The sequence below is a fragment of the Streptomyces longispororuber genome, assembly GCF_014656095.1.
GTDB lineage: Bacteria > Actinomycetota > Actinomycetes > Streptomycetales > Streptomycetaceae > Streptomyces > Streptomyces longispororuber.
Map to the genome: position 1 here is coordinate 15,219 of NZ_BNBT01000089.1, position 20,401 is coordinate 35,619.

The window sequence follows — 20,401 nt, forward strand, 5'->3', positions numbered from 1 at the left end:
GCCGGCAGCCGCCGCGGCCGAGGGCGCGCCGGATCAGCTCGACGGGACGTCGAGGGCCTCGGCGGTGGTGACGACCGTGCCGAACAGGTCCGTGACCGTGGTCAGGGCGGCGGCCTGGAGTGCGGCCGCGGGCAGGACCGAGCCGTCCGGGGCGCGGAGGGCGCGGGTCGCGGTGGCCTCGGCGACGACGGTGGGGCGGTACCCGTGCTGGAAGGCGCCCTGGGCGGTGAAGGCCACGCACATGTGCGTCATGAACCCGGCGAGTACGAGGTCCTTGCCCGGCGCGACACCGAGGTCGCTCAGGGTTTTCTCCAGGTCGGTGGCGTGGAAGGCGTCGGGGAACCGCTTGACGACGACGGGCTCGCCGTCCGCCGGGGCGACCTCGTCGCTGATCGCCCCGATGTGGGCGCGGATGTCGTACGGGGTGCCCTCCCCGCCGTCGTTGACGACGTGGACGACCGGGGTGCCCGCGGCGCGGGCGCGCTCCAGCAGCCGGGCGCCCGCCGCGAGGGCGTCGTCGGCGCCCTTCAGGGCCATGACGCCGGTGCGGTACGTGTTCTGGAAGTCGATCATGATCAGGGCGGAGTCGGCCAGCCGGGGCGGGCGGCCGTCCAGGCCGATCACGTCGCGCAGGGGCGTGGACGGGTGCGTCGCGGTCGGGTGCGGCGTGTTCATCGTGGGACCTTTCTGGAAATGGGCATGACAAGGTAGAGGAGTGGCCGGGAGGGCCGCCGGGGCCTGGAGCGTCAGGCGGTCTCGGTGCGGAAGCGGCGGCGGTAGGCCGCCGGGGTCGTGGTGAGCCGGCGCCGGAACGCCCGGTGCAGGGTCTCCACCGACCCGAGGCCGCTGGTGGCCGCGACCTGGTCGAGCGGCGCGTCGGTGGTCTCCAGGAGGCGCCGGGCGACCTCCAGGCGGGCGGCTTCCACGTAGGCGGCGGGGCTGGTGCCCGTCTCCTGGGCGAAGACGCGGGCGAAGTGCCGCTCGCTCAGGCACATCCGGGCGGCCAGGGCCGCCGCGGACAGGTCGCCGTCGAGGTGGTCGCCGATCCACAGCCGCAGCTCGTCGATGTCGCGGCGGGTGGATCCCGAGCGGCGCAGCGGCACCGAGAACTGGCTCTGGCCGCCCTGCCGTTTGAGGTAGACCACCAGTTGCCGGGCCACCGAGAGAGCGGTCTGTTCGCCGTGGTCCTCGGCGACCAGGGCGAGGGCCAGGTCCAGACAGGCGCTGATCCCCGCCCCGGTCCACAGCCGGCCGCGGTCGGCGCGGACGAAGATGGGGTCCGGGTCGACCGTGACATCCGGGTGGTCGGCCGCGAGCTGGGCGGCGGTCGACCAGTGGGTGGTCGCCGTCCTCCCGTCGAGCAGCCCCGCCGCGGCCAGCACGTGCGCGCCCACGCAGACCGACGCCACCCGGCGGGCGTGCGGGGCGGTCGCCTTCACCCACGCCACGACGTCGGGGTCGACGCGGGCCACGGGCCCCTCGGCGGTCATGTCGACGGCGCCGGGCACCAGCAGGGTGTCCACCTGGTCGCCGACGTCGTCGAAGGCCACGTCGGTGAGCAGCCGTACGCCCGCCGAGGTCCGGACCGCCCCGACGGCGGGCCCGGCGAGCCGGACCTGGTAGCCGGCGCGGCCCGCGCTCTCGCGGCCGGCCAGCGCGAACACCTCGGCGGGGCCGGTGACGTCGAGGAGGTCGACATCGGGGAAGACCGCGATGACGACCCGGTGCGGAAGGGGCATGCCCCTATGCTCGCCGCGGCCCCGGGTGGCCGCAATGACGATTCCCTGTCACATCCGGACACGCACCGCGGGACCCGGCGCGGCCGCCGCCTCCTCGTCCGCGCCGGCGAGCCAGAAGTACAGCGGGGGCAAGGCGAGTTCGAGGGCCGTCAGGGCCAGTTGGAACCACTGGGGCGGGCCGTGCACGGCGAGGGAGAGCAGCCGGCCCGCGCCGCCCAGCAGAAAGATCCCGGCGAGCCCGCGCACCCACCGCGCGGGGATCGGGGTCTGCCGGGCCGCCCACAGCCAGGCCAGGCCGTAGCCGAGGAAGACCGCGTTGTAGAACCGCTCGCGGCTGTCGACCGTGGCCCCGGCCGAGCCCTCCCCCGGCACCGAGGCGACGCCGAGCACGAGGTGGTACGCGCCGATCGCCACGCACGCGTACCCCATGAGCAGGACCAGTGACCTCAGGAGCCTGACCTTGGCCATGCGACCGCACCCCCAGCCGTTGACGGGCGGCCGTCGGCGGACACCGTAGCCGTCAGTGGACACCCGTAACCGTCGTAGACCTCGTAGCCGTCAAGAGACCTCGTAGCCGTTAGTAGACACTCGTCTACTAAGGGGGGACGCTAGGAGGGACGTGAAGACGTGTCAAGTACGGTGTGCCGGTGACGACGCGCCAGCGGCTCGACCCCGCCGAGCGCCGCGCGCGCCTTCTGGAGGTCGGGGCGCGGATGTTCGCGGCGCGGCCCTACGACGACGTGCGCATGGAGGACGTCGCCGAGCGGGCCGGTGTCTCGCGCGCCCTGCTGTACCGCTACTTCCCCGGCAAGCGCGACCTGTTCGCCGGGGTGTACCGGCAGGCCGCGGACCGGCTCCTGGCGGCCACCCGGCTCGAACCGGGCGTGCCCCTCGAACGGCAGCTCGCCGCCGGGCTCGACGCGCACCTCGACTACTTCGAGGCCAACCGGAACACGGTCCTGGCCGCCAATCGCACCCTCGCCGGCGACCCGGTCATCCAGGCCGTCATCTCCGACGAGCTGGCCGAGCTGCGCGCCCGCCTGCTCGACGCCGGGGAATTCGACGGAGCGGCACGGGAGTTGGTGTCGGCGGCACTGATGAGCTGGCTGGTGTTCGTGCGCACGCTGTGCGTGGACTGGCTGACCCACCGGGCGTACGCGCGTGAGCAACTGCGCGAGGTGTGCGTGGGCGCGTGCCTCGGCGCGCTGCGCGCCGCCGCGGGGCCCGGCCGGACGGAGTGACACCGGCCGGGCCCGCACGGTCCGGTCGGCCCGGTCCCCGGGTCAGCCCGCCGAGGACGCCCTGCGCAGCGCCGACAGGCAGGTGGTGATGGCCTGCTGGAGCTCTTCGAGGCGCTGGACCATGTCGTCCTCGTAGATGTCGCCGAAGTCGGCGGCGTCGTCGAGGGTCAGCTCCTCGAAGACCTTCGTGGCCTTCTGGAGGCTGCTGTAGAACTTCGTCCTGCGCTCCTGCACGCGCAGTTCGGGGTCCGCCTCGACGGTCTCGGCGACCAGGGTCCTGACGGTGTCGTACGCCTCCGTCGCCCACTCGCCGGCCTCTTCGGCGTCGTCCAGCTCGTCGATCAGGGACAGGTGCCGCTCGGCCTCCATGCGCAGCGCGACGGGGGCGTCGATGGTCTGTCCGGCGGGGGTCCTGACCTGGCCCTCCTCCGCGACCTTGCGGACGTACTCGATGCGGTCGGCGGCCCTGGCCTCGCCCGCGACGGCCTTCTTCAGGTCGTCGGTACGGGCGATGTCCCGGGCCAGCTCCGTCTGCAGGGCCGGGTCCTCCTTGAGCCGGTCGAGCAGTGCGTACCGGGCTGCCTGGGCGGTGGAGGGGTCGGCGAGGATCGCGGCGCGCAGCGCGGTGGGGTTCTCGGCGACCTCCAGGGCCTTGGTGGGGCGGATGCCCTCGGCCTCGGCGGCGGCGGCGATCGCGGTGCCGCGCGCGGAGGTGGCGCTGGAGCGCGGCACGTAGTAGGTGAGCCACACGTCGGCGTCCGGCAGCTCGACCTCCTGGCCCGGCGCGAGCTCCTCGAAGTGCGGCACGAGCCCGTCGTCGGCGGCCCGGTCCCAGGCCTTGTAGTAGCGCATGACCCGCTCCGCGGAGCACCCGGCGAGCTCGCCGAACTCCTTCGCGGACACCTTCGGCGTCTCCGCCGCCGACTGCCCGCCCGGACGCACGCTGCGCGCCACCTTCAGGCCGAACGCCCACCCGCCGGTGCGCGCGTACACCCCGAACTCGCGGGCGTCGCGCGCCACGAACTCCCGCGCGGCCTCGCGGGCGGCCTCGTCGGTGGCCTCCTGGGCGACCTCGTCGGCGGTCTCCTGGGCGACCTCGTCGACGGTCTCCTGTGCGTCATCGCGTACGTCCTGGGGCGCCTCGGCGGCGGGGGCGGCCGCTTCCGACGGGTCAGCCGGGGCGGACGGGGCGATCACTGCGGTCACGGATTACTCTCCGGGTACGTCGTGTGCGAAAAAGAAACAGAACGTACACCCTATAGCGATCCGTTGCCCCTGTTTGCCCCCGACCGCCCGGCCCGTACGCGCGTTCTCGGGCGTACGGGCTCGCGTACGGGCTCGCGTCCGGGCCCGCGACGGCGTCAGCGGCGCCCGCGCAGGCGGGTGAGGAGCGAGCGGGCCTGGGCGCGCTTGCGCGGGTCGGAGGCGGCCCGGCGCGCGGAGGCGATGGTCCGCCGGCCCTGCGGCGTACGGCTGTAGGCCTTGAGGCGTGCGATGAGTCCGGCCATGAGGTTCCTCCCCGGGACCCCGCCGGCGTGGCGGCGGGCGTTGTCAGAATCGCTGTTCGCCTACCCACAGGCGTTCTCCTGATGCCATCGGCGGCTGCGAACGACGGCCCGGCGGGCGGCTGCCGTGCGCCCCCTCGGCCCCCGGGCCTAGGACCGAGGGCGGACGGGGGTCTCGTCTTCGGGCCGTGGTCCGGGGCGATCACGGTGCGTGAGACTTGGGGCATGGACACCGCACAGACTGACGCCTATCTGCGCCGCATCGGCGCCGAGCGGCCCGCGTCGCCCACCTCGGCGGCGCTGCGCGCGCTGCACCTCGCCCACCTGCGGAGCGTGCCGTTCGAGAACCTCTCGGTCCACGACGGCGAGGAGGTCGACCTCACCGAGGAGGACCTCGTCGCGAAGGTCGTCGAGCGCCGCCGCGGCGGGTTCTGCTACGAGCTCAACGGCGCCTTCGCCGCCCTGCTCGCCGCCCTCGGCTACGACGTCGAGCTGCTCCAGGCCCGCGTGTACCAGGAGGACCGGGTCGGCATCCCGTACGACCACATGGCGCTCCGGGTGCGTACCGCCGACGGCGGCGACTGGCTCGCCGACATCGGCTTCGGCATGCACAGCCACTTCCCGCTGGACTTCACCGGGCGTGGTGACCAGGTCGACCCGGGAGGCACGTTCCGGATCGCCGAGGCGCCCGGCGGCGACCTCGACGTCCTGCGGGACGGGCGGCCGCAGTACCTGCTGGAGACGCGGCCGCGGGCGCTCGCGGACTTCGCCGCCGGGGCCTGGTACCACCGCACCTCACCGCATTCCCACTTCACCCGGTCGCTGGTGTGCACGGTGCTCACCGACACGGGGCGGGTCACGCTCAGCGGCGACAAGCTCACGGTGACCACCGGCGACGACAAGCACGTGACCGAACTCGCGTCGGACGCCGAGGTGCTGGACGCCTACGCCCGCCACTTCGGCATCGCGCTCGACCGGGTGCCGCGGCTCGCGGCGCCGGTGCGAGTCGGGGGGCGCTGAGGCCCCGCGCGGGGAGCGCACGGCCGGGGTGTGCCGAGGCCCCGCGCGCGGGTCAGCGGTCCGTGGGGTGCCCTGCCCACACCGCGGGGGTCCGGTCCGCCCACGGGCTCGCCCGTTCGAGCTGTCCGGCGAGGCGGAAGAGCCGGTCCTCGCGCCCGTGGCCGGCGGCGAAGTGCATGCCGATCGGCAGCCCCGTCCCGGGATCGGCCGTCAGCGGTACGGACATGGCGGGCATGCCCGTCACGTTGAACACCGCGGTGAACGGCGAGCGGTCGAGCAGGCGATGGGTCCAGCCGAGCCCGTCGAGCGCCGCCGCGCCCTCGGCCAGGGCCCCCAGCGGCGGCGGGAGGTCCGGCAGGGTCGGGCTGAGCAGCACGTCGTACGTGTCGAAGGCCCGGGCGAGGCTGCGCGTGACCTGGTTCCGCAGCGCGAGGGCGGCGACGAGCTGGGGGCCGCTGACCCGCTGCCCGTCGCGGTGGGCGGCCAGGGTCACCGGTTCGAGGGTCGAGGCGTCGACGGGCCGGCCGAGGGCGGCGGCCAGCGCGTCGACCGTGGCCGCGATGTTCGCCGTCGACAGCCGGGCGTGGGCCAGCACGAACTCCTCCCAGTCGACCCCGAGGGGGGCCTTCGCCTCCGCCACCCGGTGGCCGAGGGAGGCGAGCAGGTCCACGGTGCGGGCGAGGGCGTCGGCCACCGGCGCGGCGGTGCGCCGCCCGCCCCACGCCTGGGCGAGGACGCCGACGCGCAGCGGGCCCGGGGGGCGGGTGACCTCCTCCGCGTACGGGCGGGACGGCTCCGGGGCGGTGTAGGGGTCGCCCGGCTCGGGGCCGCGCGTCAGGTCGAGCAGCACCGCGCTGTCGCGCACCGTGCGGCTGACGACGCCGTGCACGGCCAGGCCGTGGAAGATCTCGTCCGCGTCGGGGCCCATGGAGATCCGGCCGCGGGTGGGCTTGAGCCCGAAGGTGCCGGTGCAGGCGGCGGGGATGCGGAGCGACCCGGCGGCGTCGGTGCCGTGGGCGACCGGGACGACCCCGGCGGCCACGGCCGCGGCCGCGCCGCCGCTGGACCCGCCCGCGCTCCGCTCCGGGTCCCACGGGTTGCGGGTGGCGCCGTACAGCACGGGTTCGGTCGTGATGTCGTACGCCAGCTCCGGTGTCGCGGTCCGGCCGAACGTCACCAGGCCCGCACGGCGGAAGCGCCGCATCAGGAAGGAGTCGGCGGCGGCGACGTGGCCGGCCGCGAGACGGCTGCCCAGCTCGGTCCGCCGGCCGGCCATGGTGACGCCGAGGTCCTTGATGAGGAAGGGCACCCCGGCCAGCGGCGCGCTGCCGGGGCGGGGCCGGTCGTCGGTCGGCCACGTCTCCACGACGGCTCCGAGCCGGTCGACCGCCCGCGCGGCCGCGCGGGCCGCCGCCTCCGGTTCGGCCGGGGCCACCTCGCCCGCGGCGACGAGCTCCGCGAGCCCGACCGCGTCGTGGCGCACGTACTCGGCACTTCTCACTGTCCCTCCCAGCAGGTCGAACGATACTGTCGGGTCCCATGCGATACCTATCGGTATCGTATGGGACTGGCTGGTACCGTAGCAGGGAGGCAAGGGTCCACCGACGGGATGTGACGGAGCAGTCATGGCATCGAGCGCCGCAAGGCCGAGCAGGGTGGCGAAGCTGCCGCCCCGTGAGCGCATCCTCGATGCGGCGGAGGAACTCTTCCGCAGCGAGGGCATCCGCCGGGTGGGCGTGCAGGCGATCGCCGAGCGGGCCGAGACCACCAAGATGGCCATCTACCGGCACTTCGAGACCAAGGACGCCCTGGTCGCGGAGTGGCTGCGGATCGTCGCCGCCGAGTACCAAGGGGCCTTCGACCGGGTCGAGGCCGCGTACCCCGACCGGCCCCGGGAGCAGATCCTCGGCCTCGCCCGCTTCATCGCGGAGGGGCTGCCGGACGTGTCGTACCGGGGCTGCCCGTTCATCAACTCCCTAGCCGAACTGCCCGACCGCGCCCACCCCGCGCGGCAGGTCATCGAGGAACACAAGGCCCTGCAGACCCGCAGGCTGGTCGGCATGTGCGCCGCGGCAGGCCTCGCGGACCCCGAACAGGCCGCGGCGGAGATCACGTTCGTCCTCGAAGGCGCACAGGTCAGCACGCAGAACGGCAGCATCGACCGGACCGGGGAGCGGCTACTGAGGATCGTCGAGGGGATCGTGGCCCGGCACCGCGCCCCCGGAGCCGACGGCGGGGAGGCCGGCTGACCGCGCCGCGGCCCAGCACGCCCCGGCCCCCGTGTCCAGGCGGCCGCACCGTGGACCGGCCGGGGCGGGTGGTGATCTTCGTCGCGGTCGGCGGGGCCCGGCCGCGCCTAGGGTGCTGTCCGTGGACAGACACATAGGTTTCGAGCGGCTGCACAACTTTCGTGATCTGGGCGGGTATACGGGTGCGGACGGGCGTGCGGTGCGGTGGGGGCGGGTGTATCGGGCGGACTCGCTGGGGAAGTTGCGGGGCGCCGACTGGGAGCGGTTTCTCGGGCTCGGCGTGCGCACGGTCATCGACCTGCGCTATCCCTGGGAGATCGAGGGGAAGGGCCGGGTGCCGGAGCACGCGTCGTTCGGATATCACAACCTGAGCGTCGAGCACCGCCCGTACGACCAGGCGGCGTTGGGCCCCGACGTGCAGGCCGGGCCCTATCTCGCCGAGCGCTACCTGGAGGTCGCCGAGGACGGCGTGAAGGAGCTGCGCCGGGCGCTTGAGGTGATCGCCGACGCCGGGGCGGGGCCCGTGGTGTTCCACTGCGCGTCCGGCAAGGACCGCACCGGACTGCTCGCCGCGCTGGTCCTGAGCCTGTGCGGGGTCGACGAGGCGGACATCGTCGAGGACTTCGCCCTCACCGGCCTGGCCAGTGAGCGGCTCCTGGCCGACTGGCGGGCCGCCCACCCGGGCCGCGCGCCGGTCTGGCCGGACTACGGGCGGGCGCCCGCGGAGGTGATGCGGCTCTTCCTCGCCGGGATCGCCGAGCGGTACGGGTCCCTGCCGGGGTACGCCGCCGCGCGCCTGGGCGTGGACGGGGAGCTGGTCGCCGCGCTGCGGGCCGCGCTCCTGGAGGAGCCGGGCGGGGCCGGGGCCTGACCGGAGCCGCCCTACAGCGAGGCCTTGATGCGGCGCGGCGCGTCCGCAAGGCGGCTGACCAGGGACACCACGTCCGGGGGCTGGCGGCTGACGTCCCGGTCGGCGCTGAGCACGTAGTAGATCTGCTCCAGCGACGGCGGGCCGACCGCGACGGTCCGCAGGGCCGCCTGGCCCGGCGTGGCCTGCCCGGTGCGGACCAGGTAGGCGGCCGTCATGGAGCCGGTGCGGCCCACGCCCGCGCCGCAGTGCACGAAGACCGGTCCCTCGGCCTCGGCGACGACGCGCAGGAACCGGTCGACCTGCGCGCTGTCGGGCGTCTGCCCGTCGCGGACCGGCATCCGTACGACGTCGAGGCCCGCGCGTCCGGGCCGCGCCAGCTCCGCCGCGCTCAGGTCCTCGGCCCGCAGGTCCACCACGGTGTGGATGCCGTGCGCGGCGAGCGCGCGGTAACCGGCCTCGGTCGGCGCGGAGCCGCGCCACAGGCGGTCGTCGACCCGCTGGAAGTGCCGGACCCCGGACAGCTCGCGCTCGGCGCCGACGCGTTCGCCCGCCCAGGCGGACACGGCGAGGACGCCCAGGGACGCGGTGAGCCAGAAGACGGTGTAGCCGAGGACGCACAGGCCGATGAGCTTCGCGGTGCGGCGGGGGCCGGGCCGGTGGAGCCCCAGTCTGCCGCCCACGCGCGCGGCGGGCGTGGTGGTGGCTGCCGAGGCGAGGCGGGCGACGGTACGGGCGGAGGCGTCACGGACGGACGGGGCACGGGACAACAGGCGGTCACCACCAGAGGCGCGCGGTGCCGCACGCCGGACATCGGCAGGGGACGGACGGTACACGGATGCCGTCCAGGCTACCGGCGCCATCCCCGCCCGGCGACCCGGTCCATGGCCCTCACGCGGCCCTTGCGTACGCTCATTTCCCGCTGGGCGCAGGCTAGTTGCTCGCTGCCGTCGGTAGGTCGCCCACCGGCCCGGCGACCCGGCCCACAGTTCCCACGTGCCCCTCCCCCACGCACCCCTCCCGTACGCTCACCTCCCGCGGCGCGCACGCCAGTTGCCCAGCCCTGTCCGCAGGCCGCTCACCGGCCCGCCTGTTCCACCTGGCTCTGGCCGAGGACCTGCGCGCTGGTGCGGTGTGCCGTGGCGTCGGTGAGGCAGCCGTGCAGCCGCATCACGTCGTGTTCGGAGAGGGCCGGGCGGATCACCCCGGCCCAGACGTCGCCGTCCAGGCGGGCCAGCGGGGCGTGGACGTTCAGAGCCGCCGTGGAGCGGCGGCAGCTCTCCCACAGGGCGCGGGCGGCGAGCGCCCGGGCGTGCGCGTCGCCGGTGCCGTGCACCCGTACCCGGTAGACGACGGTGGTCGCGGCGGCGCCGGTGGCCTTGCCGGGCCGGGTCTGCGTGGCATCGGACAGTGTCTCCACGAACAGCGCGAGCAGCAGCCCGGCGACCGCGACGGCACCGCCCACCACGACACCGCGCAGCACCCGGGGCCGGGGCACGGCCTCGTCGTCCTCCAACTCCGGTGTCCGGCCCCGCGGTCCGGGCGGGGCGGGGGCGGCGAGGCGGGCGAGCCGTCCGGCCAGGCGGCGCTCGGCGCCGGGCCGGACGGTGGCCGCCGAGATCTTCTGCACGACCCAGGCGACGCCCGACAGCAGGGCCCCGGCCGCCATCAGGACCGGCACGAAGACGTAGGTGCGGTGGGTGCCGTCGGAGGAGCCGGGCTCCAGCCAGCGGAACCGTACGCCCTCCTCGGCGCGGGACTCCTGGAGGCGCCGCCACACCTCCTCGGTGCGCCGGCCGGAGTCGGCGAGCTGGCGCTCCAGGCGGCCGAGGCGGCTCAGGAGCACCGTGCACACGAGCAGCCCCTCGATGACCAGCAGGAGCATGCCGCAGATGAGGGCGCGCTGCCACTCCCAGCGCGTGAGGTAGACGACGCTGTAGGCGGCGGCAGCGGCGGCGGTCAGACCGCCGAAGACATAGCTCGCGTACTTCATGACGCCATCCCCTCCGTGTGGTCGGCGCCGTGCGCGCGCGGTCGCGGCGGCTCGCCGACGGCCGCCATCCGCACGGCTTCCACGGCCCCGGTGGAACCGTCGACGGTCAGCCGGGTCCCGGCGGGGAAGCGCTCCAGGGCGTCGGGTACGCCGACGGCTGTCGGCACCTGGTACTCGCGCGCGAGCACCGCGAGGTGCGACAGGACGCTGCCGGTCTCGGCGACCAGGCCGGTGAGCCCCGGCAGCAGCGGGGCCAGCGCCGGGTCCAGGGCCCGGACGACGAGGACCGCGAACCGGGGGCGCTCCCCGCCGCCGTGCCAGGCCGTGCCGGAGCCGAAGCCGCCGCCCGCGCCCTGGCCGTCGGCGGCGCCCCGGCGCCGGCCCGGTTCGGCCACCGGCCTGCCGTCCGCGAGGCGGAACGCGGCGGGCAGCTCGGGGCGCTGCGGCCGTGGCAGCCGCTCGGGCAGGTCGGCGGGCAGGCCCTCGCCGTCGCCCGCGGCGGTCAGCTCGGCCCAGCGCAGCAGGGCCACACGGCCCGGGTCGTCGAGGAGGTCCACGGCGGTCAGGCGGCGGGCGAGCTCGCGCACCATGCCCGCCTGCATCTCCTGCACCCAGCGGACGCGCAGCCGCAGCCCCTCCCGGGCGGGCAGCACCGCCGTGCCGCGCGGCGCCCCGGTCCAGCCGGTGCGCTCCGGCAGCGGCGGGCGCCCGCCCAGCGTGGGCGGCAGGAGCGACAGCAGGACGGGGTGGCGGGCGATGAGCCGGGCGTCGTCGGGCTCGTCCGCGCGCGCCTCGGACAGCACCGCGAGCGCCTCCCCCACGGCCGTGGCGCCCGATCCCGGGCCGAGCAGGGCACCGGCGAGCGACTCCTGGGCGTGCAGCGCGGACAGCGCCGCACGCCCCCAGGAGACGGCGGCGAGCAGTTGGCCGCTCAGCATCTCGGCGGGGGCGGGCAGTTCGGCCAGATACCGGTCGACGTCGGCCGTCAGGTCGAGCGCGAGCGTCGGCAGGGTGGTGCGGACCCGGCCCATCCGCCAGGCGGCCGCGGCCCGGCGCGCCGCGGGCGCCGGGTTGAGGAACCCGAGCAGACGGTGGGCCGGCGGGGCCGCGCCGAGCAGCCTGACCGCGGCGGCGGCGCGGCCGTGGACGGTGGTCACCGGCGGCACCCGGCGCAGGCGGCGGCGCGGGGCCGCGCCCGCGATGTCCAGGGCCACCGCCAGGCCGTGCGCCATGGGCACCAGCCACAGGTCCTCCTCCAGCGGTTGCAGGACGCCGGGGAAGGTCTCGGCGACCGGCCCCGGGCCGAGCAGCCGGGCGCGGCGCGGCGGGCGCGCGGGCATCGCGGTGATGGGGCGGGTCTGGAACAGCCACAGCCGGCCGTCGGCGTCGAAGGCGAACTCGATGTCCTGCGGCCCGCCGAACTCCCGCTCGGCGTCGCGCGCGAGGCGCAGCAGCCGCAGCAGGCGGCCGCGGTCGAGGAGCCGCGCGTCGCGGGGTTCGCCCGGCTCGGTGTCGAGCAGCCTGCCGTGCCGGGTGAGGTGGTAGCGCACGCCCTGCACGCTGCCGTTCACCAGCCGGTCGGGGCCGCCGTCGACGGCGCTGACGACGATCCGGTCGCGGCGTCCGGCCATCGGGTCCGCGCCGAACAGCACGCCGCCGACGGCCGCGCGCACCATGGGCTGCACGAGCACCGCCATGGAGCCGCCCGGGGTGCCGTCCGCGTCCGCCCGCGGGGTGCGCCGCGCCGAGCGCAGCACCCGTCGTACAGCGTCCGTGAACTCGCCCCAGCCGCGCACGTCGAGCACGGTCTCGAAGAGCCCGGCGAGGGAGGAGTCGGCCGCGTCCTCGTACGCCGAGGAGGAGCGCACGGCCAGGGGGCGCCGCCCGTCGCGGCTCAACGCCCGCCAGGCGCGCCGCAGTTCGGCCTCGCCACGGGCGCCGAGGGGGCCGTCCTCGGGGGCACCGGTGCCGGGGCCGGGGGTGTGGGGGCTCGTGTCGGTGCCTGCGGCGGTGCCGGTGCCGGTGCCGGTGCCGATACGCGGGTCGGTCCCAGTGGCGGTACGCGGGTCGGTACTGGTACGTGCGTCGGTACCGGTACGCGGGTCGGTACCGGTACGCGGGCCCCTGGCAGCGGCGGCCCCCTCCGCGGCAGGCACCAGCACGAACCCCGGCAGCACGGGCAGCCCCGCCCTGGCCGCTCGGGCCAGATGGGCGGCCTTGGCCCCCGCGGTGCGGGGGTCGCGGGCGCGTCGCGCCTCCAGCCCCACCACGTCGAGCCGGTCCGTGTCGACCCCGGTCATGGCCTGCCTCCTTCGCCCGACAGCACCTCTCGGGCCCAGGAATCGTCCAGCCCTTAGCACGGACGCGTGTCCGGGCGCCGAAGTTGAGTGCACGGGCGCCCGAATCACGCCAAACCGCCCGGTGACCAGGGCGGGTGCGGCCGTGACCGAGCCGGGGCGCTGGCGGCGCGGCGGGCGGCCTGAGGAAGATGGGCCCCACCCGATGCCAGAAGATGCCAGAAGGAGCAGACGTGACCAGCAGCAGGCAGTTCGACGAACTCGGCCAGATATACGAGGAGTCCTCGGGCATGGCGTTCCGGCAGCGCCTGGAGTTCCCCACCGTGCTCGGCCACCTCGGCGACCTCGCGAGCCTGGACGTCCTCGACTTCGGCTGCGGCAGCGGTGTGTACACCCGGCTGCTCGCCCGCAGCGGCGCCCGGCGGGTCGTGGGCCTGGACGCGTCCGCGGGGATGATCGACCACTGCCGCCGCCGCGAGGAGGACGAGGGCCTCGGCGTCGAGTACGTCGCGGGGGCGCTCCCGGACCACCTGCGCGGCGCCTTCGACGTCGTGCTCGGCGTGTACGTGCTGCCGCACGCCACCACGTACGAGGAGCTGGTCGGAATGTGCCGGGACGTGGCGGCGGCGCTGCGGCCCGGCGGGCGGTTCCTGACGCTGCCCATCCACCCCGAGCTGCACCCGGACCCGGAGCACTACTACGCCCGGTACGGCTTCCGCCTTGAGGTGGGTGAGCGGCGCGACGCGGCGCCGGTGGGCTTCTCCTTCACCGTCGGGGAGCACAGCGCCGCGTTCACCGCGCGCTACTGGACCGCCGCCTCGCTGGAGAGCGCCCTGGCCGAGGCGGGGTTCGGCGCGCCGCGGTGGGAGGCGCACCGGCTGGCCGACGACCCGGGGGCCGGGCCCGACGACGACTTCTGGACGCCGTACCTGGCGCACCCGCACGCCGCGATCCTGGACGCGCGCAAGGAGCGGGAGCCCGCCGCCGGGGCCTGACCCCGGCCGGCCCGGGGACCCGCGTGAGCCCCCGGGCAAGGAGGCCCCCGGCCGAGGCGGCCCGCAGACGCCGGCGGCCCGGTGACCGAGGAGGTCACCGGGCCGCCGGGCCGTTGCGCCGGGCCGGGGGCGTGCCCCCGGCCGGGGTGGGTCAGCGCGTGTGCTGGAGTTCGCGCTCCGGGTCGGAGTACGGGGCGCCGTCCGTCTGAGCGAGCCGCTTGTAGAGCTTCTCGCCCTCCACGTCGACGTTCGGCAGGATCGCGTTGAGCCAGCGCGGCAGCCACCAGGCGGACTTGCCGAGCAGGGCCAGGACGGCCGGGACGATCGCCATGCGGACGACGAAGGCGTCGAACAGGACGGCGGCGGCGAGGCCGAAGCCCATCATCTTGATCATGTCGTCGTCCTCCATGATGAAGCCGGAGAAGACGCTGATCATGATGATCGCGGCGGCGGCGACGACGCGTCCGCCGTGGGTGAAGCCGGTGACGATGGCCTCGCCCGGGCGCTCGCCGTGGACGTACGCCTCGCGCATCCGCGTCACGAGGAACACCTCGTAGTCCATGGCCAGGCCGAAGACCACACCGATCATGAAGATCGGCATCATGCTCATGATCGGGCCGGGCTGGTCGACGCCGAAGAGGTCGGCGAGGTGGCCCTGCTGGAAGACCGCGACCACCGCGCCGAGCGCGGCGAGCACCGAGAGCAGGAAGCCGAGCGCCGCCTTCAGCGGGACCAGGATCGAGCGGAACACCAGCATCAGGAGCAGGAAGGCGAGGCCGACGACGAGGGCCAGGTACGGGATGAGCGCGTCGTCGAGGGTCTGCGAGAAGTCGATGGTCATGGCGGTCGCGCCGGTGATCAGGACCTCGGAGCCGGTCTTGGCCTCGACGGCGCTGATGTCCGAGCGGATCTTCTTGACCAGCTTCTCGGTGTCGGCGTCGCTCGGTCCCGTCTTGGGCACGGCGGTCATCGTCGCCGTGTTGTCGGCCTTGTTCGGCGCTGCCGGGGTGACGGTGACGACGCCGTCGAACTTCTTCAGCGCCTCACCGACCTCCTTGGCGGCGGCGCCCGCGCCCTTGTCCTTGTCGACGACGACCGTCAGCGGGCCGTTGAAGCCCTTGCCGAAGGAGTCCGACAGCATGTCGTACGCCTTGCGCTGCGTGGTGTCGGTCGCGTACGTGCCCTCGTCGGGCAGGCCGAGCTCCAGCTTGGCGGCCGGGGAGGCCACGGCGCCGAGGCCGACGACGGCGAAGAGCAGGACGATGAGCGGGCGGCGCAGCACGAAGCGGGCCCAGCGGGTGCCGAGCTTCGGCTTGGCGTTCGGGTCGGTGAACGGGACGCCGAGGGGCTTCTTGCGGTCCTTGCGGCGCAGCACGCGGCGGGGCGCGATGCCGAGCAGCGCCGGGATGAGGGTGAGCGCGATCAGTACGGCGATGACAACCGTGCCGGCCGCGGCGAGGCCCATCTTCGTGAGGATCGGGATGTTCACGACGGCGAGGCCGGAGAGGGCGACGACGACGGTGAGGCCGGCGAAGACCACGGCGGAGCCCGCGGTGCCGACGGCGCGGCCCGCCGCGTCCTCCGGCAGGCGGCCCTCGGCCCGTTCGGCCCGGTAGCGGGAGACGATGAACAGCGCGTAGTCGATGCCGACCGCGAGGCCGATCATCATGGCCAGCGTCGACGTGGTGCTGGACAGCTCCAGGGTGCTGCCGAGCGCGGTGATGGAGGAGATGCCGATGCCGACGCCGATGAGCGCGGTGAGGATCGGCATGCCCGCCGCGATCAGCGAGGCGAAGGTGATGATCAGGACCACCGCGGAGACCGCGATGCCGATCATCTCGGCGCTGCCGCCCATGGACTGCTCGGTCGGCACGGCGTCACCGCCGGCCTCGATCGTCAGGCCGTCCTTGCGGGCGTCCTTGAGGGTGTCGACCAGCGCGTCCTTGTTCTTGTCCGTCAGCTCGGAGCCGGTGACCTTGTACGACACCGTGGCGTAGACGGTGGTGCCGTCCTTGCTGACCGCGCCCGCCTTGTACGGGTCGTCGACCTTGGAGACCTTCGGGCCCTTGCCCAGGCGGTCGACGAGCTTCTCGACCTTCGCCTTGTTCTCGCCGCCGGTGATCTTCTCACCGTCGGGGGCGCGGACCACGACGCGGGCCGTGGCCCCGTCGGCGCTGGTCTGCGGGAACCGTTCGTCCAGCAGGTCGAAGGCCTTCTGCGACTCCGTGCCGGGCATGGAAAACGTATCGGCGGGCGGTGCGGGAGCCGACGATGCCGCGACGCCCGCGCCGATGAAGAGCAGCACCCATATCAGTGCCATCCACCAGCGCCGTCTGAAGGCGAGACGGCCTAGTTTGTAGAGGAACGTAGCCACGGCGAACGAGACTCCCGTCGGGTTTGGCAAGCAAGGCCGACCTCCGGCGGCACTACGCCGCGCGACAGGAGGGGTCGGCAGGATCCACTCCATCGTGACGGCAGCAACGAGTCCGGAAGTCAGACTGCGGGCCGGAGTCCTGGCCCACGTCCGTCGTAGTCGGAAGTCGGCCGAGTCATCCTCGGGTAGGAGACGGTCCGGTTACATGTAGATCTCATGTACTGGGGGTGTGACCTGCGTCTCTTGAGGATCAACCCTCGGCCCATATCGGTCATTTCGCCGCCTTCTCCACTTTTCGGGAAGGGTGGCGTTTGAGACACCTGAGCGGTGGCGGGGCGGGTGTGCCGAGCGCGCGGCCCCCGCGCCCGCCGTCGCGGCACCCCCGCCCGCAGCGGACCGGAAGCGTCCGTTTCGCGCTCCCGTCAGGGGCCGCCTTCCGCTCCGCCGGGGCCGCGGACTGCTCCGGGGCGCCGTCAGCGCTTCCGCAGCACCTCGATCACACTTGCGAAGCTGTCCGCGCCGTGGCCCGCGGCGCTGGCGCGCTCCATGGCCGCCTTGAGCAGCTCCGGCAGCGCGCTGTCGACGCCGCGGTCGGCCGCCGCGTGGATGAGGTGGCCGATGGCGGTGATCTGCACGTCGACGGTCGCGTCGTCGCCCGGGTAGCGGCCGTCGTCCACCTGGGCCGCGTAGCGCGTGATGAACCCGCTGACGGCGCCGCCGAGCCAGCGCACGGCCAACTGCCCGAAGTCCACCGCCTTCGCGCCGTCCGCGCCGACGAGCGCGGTGCCGTGCAGCCAGCCGCCGAAGGACGCCCACATCAGGCCGAGCAGGGCCACGTCGTACAGCGAGGCGAGGCCCGCGTCCTCGCCGAGGTACAGCGGGTCGCCGAGCGTCTCCAGCGCGGACGTGCGGGCGTCGAAGGCCTCCCGCGCGCCGCTGTAGAGGAACATCATCTCCGGGTTGCCGACACCGGGCGGCGTGGTCATGACCGCGCCGTCCAGGTACGCGATGCCGCGCTCGGCGGCCCAGGCGGCGAACTCCCGGGCCTGCTCGGGCGACCCGGTGGTGAGGTTGACCAGCGTCCGGCCCGCGAGCGTCGCCACCACGGGGTCGACGACCTCGTGCAGCGCGTCGTAGTCCAGGACGCAGGCGACGACCAGGTCGCTCGCGGCCACGGCCTCTTCGGGGGTCGCCGCCACGCGGGCGCCGCGCGCGGCCGCCGCCTCGGCCTTGTGCGCGGTGCGGTTCCACACCGTGGTCGCGTGGCCGCGCTCCAGGAAGGCGGCGGCGAGGGCCGCGCCCATGTTGCCCAGGCCCAGGACGGTGACGGGGGTGCGACGTTCAGCGTTCATCGTGTACTTGCTCCTCGTGCGTCCGCCGGACGCGTTCGTTCTCGTCGTAGAGGGTGGTTCCGGCCGTGCGGAACGGTTCCGGCCGCGCGGAGTGGTCCCCGCCGTACGGAGTGGTTCCGGCCGTACGAGGGCCGGTGGCCCGGTGATCGGTCATCGGTCATCGGTCATCGGTGATCGACGGCGGCCGCGCGGCGCCGTGCCTCCGCCGGTGCGGCGGCGACCGCGGTGATCACGTACGAGAACCCTCGCAGTGGGCCGGGGCGCGGGACAGTGACGCCGGTGCCGCCGGGCACCAAATTCCTGCCACGGCGCGGGGCGGCCGTATCCTCGCGGAATGAGCGCTGGTTCCGTCGCGGTGGTCGTGACCGAGGAGATCGGGGTCCCCTCCTGGGACCTGTACGAACTGAGCATCCCGTGCACGGTGTTCGGCAAGCCGCAGCCGGACCTGGCCGAGCCCTGGTACGACCTGCGGCTGTGCGGCACCGGGGCCGCGCGGCAGGACGCCGCCCACCCGTCCGGGTTCCAGGTGCGCACGCCCTACGGTCTCGACGACCTCGTCGGCGCGGACACCGTCATCGTGCCCTCGGTGCCCGACGCCTGCGTCGAGGAGGGCGCCCCGCTGCCGGAGGGCCTGACCGACGCGCTGCGCCGGGCGCACGCGGCGGGCGCCCGCGTGGTGTCGCTGTGCAACGGCGCCTTCGCGCTGGCCGAGGCGGGCCTGCTCGACGGGCGGCGCGCCACCGCGCACTGGCAGCACACCGCGCAACTCGCCGCGCGCTACCCGGAGGTGGAGGTCGACGACTCGGTCCTGTACGTCGACGAGGGGGACGTGCTGACCAGCGCCGGCCTGACGGCGGGGCTCGACCTGTGCCTGCACCTGGTCCGCCGCGACCTGGGCGCGCACGTGGCCAACCAGCTCGCGCGCCGCATGGTGGTGCCCGCCCACCGGCCGGGCGGACAGGCCCAGTTCATCGACCTCTCGGTGCCCGAGGCCGACGACGCGAGCCTCAGCCCGGTCCTGGAGTGGGCGCGGCAGCGCCTCGACCGGCCGCTCACGGTCGACGACCTGGCGCGCCGCGCCGCGATGAGCCCGCGCACGCTCTACCGGCGCCTCCAGGCCGCCACCGGTACGACGCCGCTGCAGTGGCTCCTCAACCAGCGCCTCGCGCGCGCCCAGAGCCTCCTGGAGGCCACCGACCTGCCGGTGGAGAAGGTCGGCGAACTCAGCGGCCTCGGCACGGCGAACAACCTCCGCCACCACTTCCTCAAGCACGTGGGCGTCTCCCCCAGCGACTACCGGCGGGCGTTCTCCCGTGCGGGCCAGGAGGTGCCGCGCGGCGCGTGACCCGCCGCGCCGCCGACGGCTTCGGGAAGTCGCCCCGGCGGCGGCCGGAACGGGCCCGTGACGGCCCTGCACGGGGTCCTGCGAGGCTCCGGGGAGGGGCCGCGTACGCCGCCGCCGGGGTGTCCGCGAACACCCCGCACAGGCCGGTACGCGAGGTCGGCGCACCCGCTCTGACCTGGGATTTCGTGCTCATCGGCGGTACTGTCCCGGCACATCGTGAAAGGGGTCGGGATGGACGGGGACGCACGCGTGGTCGAGCGGAACGTACGCAGTGTCGAGGACGTGCTGGAGCTCATGGACCGGCTGTTCGCGCCGGACGCGGACCGCTGGACGGCGGAGGCGGGCGACTGGTGGGACGGGTTCTACACCGACCGGTCCAGGCCGGTGCCGTTCTTCGTGGCGAAGCCCGACGAGCACCTGGCCGGTTACCTCCGGGACGGCCGCCTGCCGCCCGGCCGCGCCCTGGACCTCGGCTGCGGTCCGGGCCGCAACGCGCTCCACCTGGCCGCGCACGGCTTCGCGGTGGACGCCGTCGACCTGTCCCCGGCCGCCCTCGCGTGGGCCGCCGAACGGGCCCGCGAGGCCGGTGCCGACATCCGCTTCCACCAGGGTGACGCCTTCGCGCTCGGCCCGGACGCGCTGCCCGGGCCCTACGACCTCGTCGTCGACTCGGGGTGCTTCCACCACCTGCCGCCGCACCGGCGCGTCAGCTACCTCGCGCTGCTCGACCGCCTGCTCGCCCCGGGCGGCCATCTCGTCCTGGCCTGCTTCGCCGCGGGCGGCATGGGCTCGGAGCTGTCCGACGCGGACCTCTACCGGCAGCCGGGGCCGCACGGCGGTCTCGCGTACACGGCCGAGTCGCTGCGCCGGATCTTCGCCGACCTCACCGAGGTCGAGCTGCGCCGCATGCGCGCCGAGCCGCCGGACTCCCCGCACTTCGGCGAGTCCTTCCTGTGGGCGGGGCTGTTCCGCCGGGAGGCCTGAGCGGCCCCAGGACGGGGTGGGGCTGCTCCAGCGGAAGGCCCGAGTGGCCCCGAGGACGGGGCGGCACTGCACCGTTCGGCGTGCTCCGGGCCCGGCCCGGGGGCGGAGCGCGCCCGCGAGGGCTGCGTCGAAGGATGCAGGACCACGTCGCCCGGGCGCACGACGCGCCCGGCCCGGCGCCCGGGAAGAGTGGAGGGCGACCAGTGACGTGATCCCGCTTCCGCGTCGGCGTCCACGGCGATCACGCCGCCGCCCACCCGCGGTGGCGGGCGACGGAAGGAGCCCGTCATGAACGGGTACGTGCCGCAGGACGCATCGGGCCGCGGGCCGCGCCCGCCCGGGGCACGGCCGGGCCGCGGCGGGCGGGCGCCGTCCCGCCCGCCGTCCGGGCCCCGGCGTGCCGGGTGGGCCGTCGCCGGGTGCGCCGCGGTCGTCGCGG

The 20,401-nt window shown here is 74.9% G+C and carries 18 protein-coding genes; 7 read left to right on the forward strand and 11 right to left on the reverse strand.

Annotated elements, in window-relative coordinates:
* Positions 1–33: 33 nt before the first annotated feature.
* From IE330_RS24405 to IE330_RS24415, 3 genes are all read right to left on the reverse strand, one after another.
* Positions 34–675: an isochorismatase family protein gene (locus tag IE330_RS24405; RefSeq protein ID WP_190138249.1), complete on the reverse strand. Its 642-nt coding sequence runs from the start codon at positions 673–675 to the stop codon at positions 34–36.
* A gap of 71 nt (positions 676–746) precedes the next feature.
* Positions 747–1,739, reverse strand: a complete 993-nt coding sequence (locus IE330_RS24410) for a GlxA family transcriptional regulator (protein WP_190138250.1) — start codon at positions 1,737–1,739, stop codon at positions 747–749.
* Between the two features lie 48 nt (positions 1,740–1,787).
* Positions 1,788–2,207: a DUF4345 domain-containing protein gene (locus IE330_RS24415; protein ID WP_190138251.1), complete on the reverse strand. Its 420-nt coding sequence runs from the start codon at positions 2,205–2,207 to the stop codon at positions 1,788–1,790.
* A 179-nt stretch (positions 2,208–2,386) separates the two neighbouring features.
* On the opposite strand from IE330_RS24415, the gene IE330_RS24420 reads away from it, so the two are divergent.
* The gene (locus IE330_RS24420) at positions 2,387–2,980 is read left to right on the forward strand and encodes a TetR/AcrR family transcriptional regulator (RefSeq protein ID WP_190138252.1); all 594 of its coding nucleotides are present in this window, start codon (positions 2,387–2,389) and stop codon (positions 2,978–2,980) included.
* A 42-nt stretch (positions 2,981–3,022) separates the two neighbouring features.
* On the opposite strand, the gene IE330_RS24425 is transcribed toward IE330_RS24420, so the two are convergent.
* Together IE330_RS24425 and IE330_RS24430 are read right to left on the reverse strand one after the other, a co-directional pair.
* Positions 3,023–4,000: a hypothetical protein gene (locus IE330_RS24425; RefSeq protein WP_190138268.1), complete on the reverse strand. Its 978-nt coding sequence runs from the start codon at positions 3,998–4,000 to the stop codon at positions 3,023–3,025.
* 341 nt (positions 4,001–4,341) lie between these two features.
* Complete coding sequence (locus IE330_RS24430; RefSeq protein WP_190138253.1) at positions 4,342–4,488, reverse strand: hypothetical protein; 147 nt, start codon at positions 4,486–4,488, stop codon at positions 4,342–4,344.
* Positions 4,489–4,710: 222 nt separating this feature from the next.
* Between IE330_RS24430 and IE330_RS24435 the strand changes: the two genes are divergently transcribed.
* Positions 4,711–5,505 (forward strand): arylamine N-acetyltransferase family protein, encoded by a 795-nt coding sequence (locus IE330_RS24435; protein ID WP_190138254.1) that lies wholly within the window; start codon positions 4,711–4,713, stop codon positions 5,503–5,505.
* A gap of 52 nt (positions 5,506–5,557) precedes the next feature.
* On the opposite strand, the gene IE330_RS24440 is transcribed toward IE330_RS24435, so the two are convergent.
* Positions 5,558–7,006 carry an amidase gene (locus tag IE330_RS24440; RefSeq protein ID WP_190138255.1) on the reverse strand — a complete coding sequence of 483 codons (1,449 nt, stop codon included), beginning with the start codon at positions 7,004–7,006 and terminating at the stop codon, positions 5,558–5,560.
* A 124-nt stretch (positions 7,007–7,130) separates the two neighbouring features.
* Here IE330_RS24440 and IE330_RS24445 point away from each other — a divergent pair, with 124 nt between their 5' ends.
* On the forward strand, positions 7,131–7,754 hold the full coding sequence (locus tag IE330_RS24445) for a TetR/AcrR family transcriptional regulator (protein ID WP_190138256.1): 624 nt from the start codon (positions 7,131–7,133) through the stop codon (positions 7,752–7,754).
* A 121-nt stretch (positions 7,755–7,875) separates the two neighbouring features.
* The gene (locus tag IE330_RS24450; protein WP_190138257.1) at positions 7,876–8,625 is read left to right on the forward strand and encodes a tyrosine-protein phosphatase; all 750 of its coding nucleotides are present in this window, start codon (positions 7,876–7,878) and stop codon (positions 8,623–8,625) included.
* 11 nt (positions 8,626–8,636) lie between these two features.
* Here IE330_RS24450 and IE330_RS24455 read toward each other — a convergent pair whose 3' ends face one another.
* The 3 genes from IE330_RS24455 to IE330_RS24465 all read right to left on the reverse strand — a co-directional run bounded on the left by IE330_RS24455 (position 8,637) and on the right by IE330_RS24465 (position 12,915).
* Positions 8,637–9,392: a protein tyrosine phosphatase family protein gene (locus tag IE330_RS24455; protein WP_229925886.1), complete on the reverse strand. Its 756-nt coding sequence runs from the start codon at positions 9,390–9,392 to the stop codon at positions 8,637–8,639.
* Positions 9,393–9,700: 308 nt separating this feature from the next.
* The gene (locus IE330_RS24460) at positions 9,701–10,615 is read right to left on the reverse strand and encodes a hypothetical protein (protein ID WP_190138258.1); all 915 of its coding nucleotides are present in this window, start codon (positions 10,613–10,615) and stop codon (positions 9,701–9,703) included.
* On the reverse strand, positions 10,612–12,915 hold the full coding sequence (locus IE330_RS24465; protein ID WP_190138259.1) for a PEP/pyruvate-binding domain-containing protein: 2,304 nt from the start codon (positions 12,913–12,915) through the stop codon (positions 10,612–10,614). The genes IE330_RS24460 and IE330_RS24465 overlap by 4 nt, the downstream gene beginning before the upstream one ends.
* Before the next feature lie 230 nt (positions 12,916–13,145).
* Between IE330_RS24465 and IE330_RS24470 the strand changes: the two genes are divergently transcribed.
* The gene (locus IE330_RS24470) at positions 13,146–13,907 is read left to right on the forward strand and encodes a class I SAM-dependent methyltransferase (RefSeq protein WP_190138260.1); all 762 of its coding nucleotides are present in this window, start codon (positions 13,146–13,148) and stop codon (positions 13,905–13,907) included.
* Positions 13,908–14,058: 151 nt separating this feature from the next.
* On the opposite strand, the gene IE330_RS24475 is transcribed toward IE330_RS24470, so the two are convergent.
* Positions 14,059–16,281, reverse strand: coding sequence for an MMPL family transporter (locus IE330_RS24475; RefSeq protein ID WP_190138261.1), 2,223 nt, complete (start codon positions 16,279–16,281; stop codon positions 14,059–14,061).
* Positions 16,282–16,754: 473 nt separating this feature from the next.
* Positions 16,755–17,780, reverse strand: coding sequence for an NAD(P)-dependent oxidoreductase (locus tag IE330_RS24480; protein ID WP_268257340.1), 1,026 nt, complete (start codon positions 17,778–17,780; stop codon positions 16,755–16,757).
* Between the two features lie 208 nt (positions 17,781–17,988).
* On the opposite strand from IE330_RS24480, the gene IE330_RS24485 reads away from it, so the two are divergent.
* Both IE330_RS24485 and IE330_RS24490 read left to right on the forward strand, forming a co-directional pair.
* Positions 17,989–18,978 (forward strand): helix-turn-helix domain-containing protein, encoded by a 990-nt coding sequence (locus tag IE330_RS24485; RefSeq protein WP_444546234.1) that lies wholly within the window; start codon positions 17,989–17,991, stop codon positions 18,976–18,978.
* A gap of 231 nt (positions 18,979–19,209) precedes the next feature.
* Complete coding sequence (locus IE330_RS24490) at positions 19,210–19,962, forward strand: class I SAM-dependent methyltransferase (RefSeq protein WP_190138264.1); 753 nt, start codon at positions 19,210–19,212, stop codon at positions 19,960–19,962.
* Positions 19,963–20,401 lie beyond the last annotated feature (439 nt).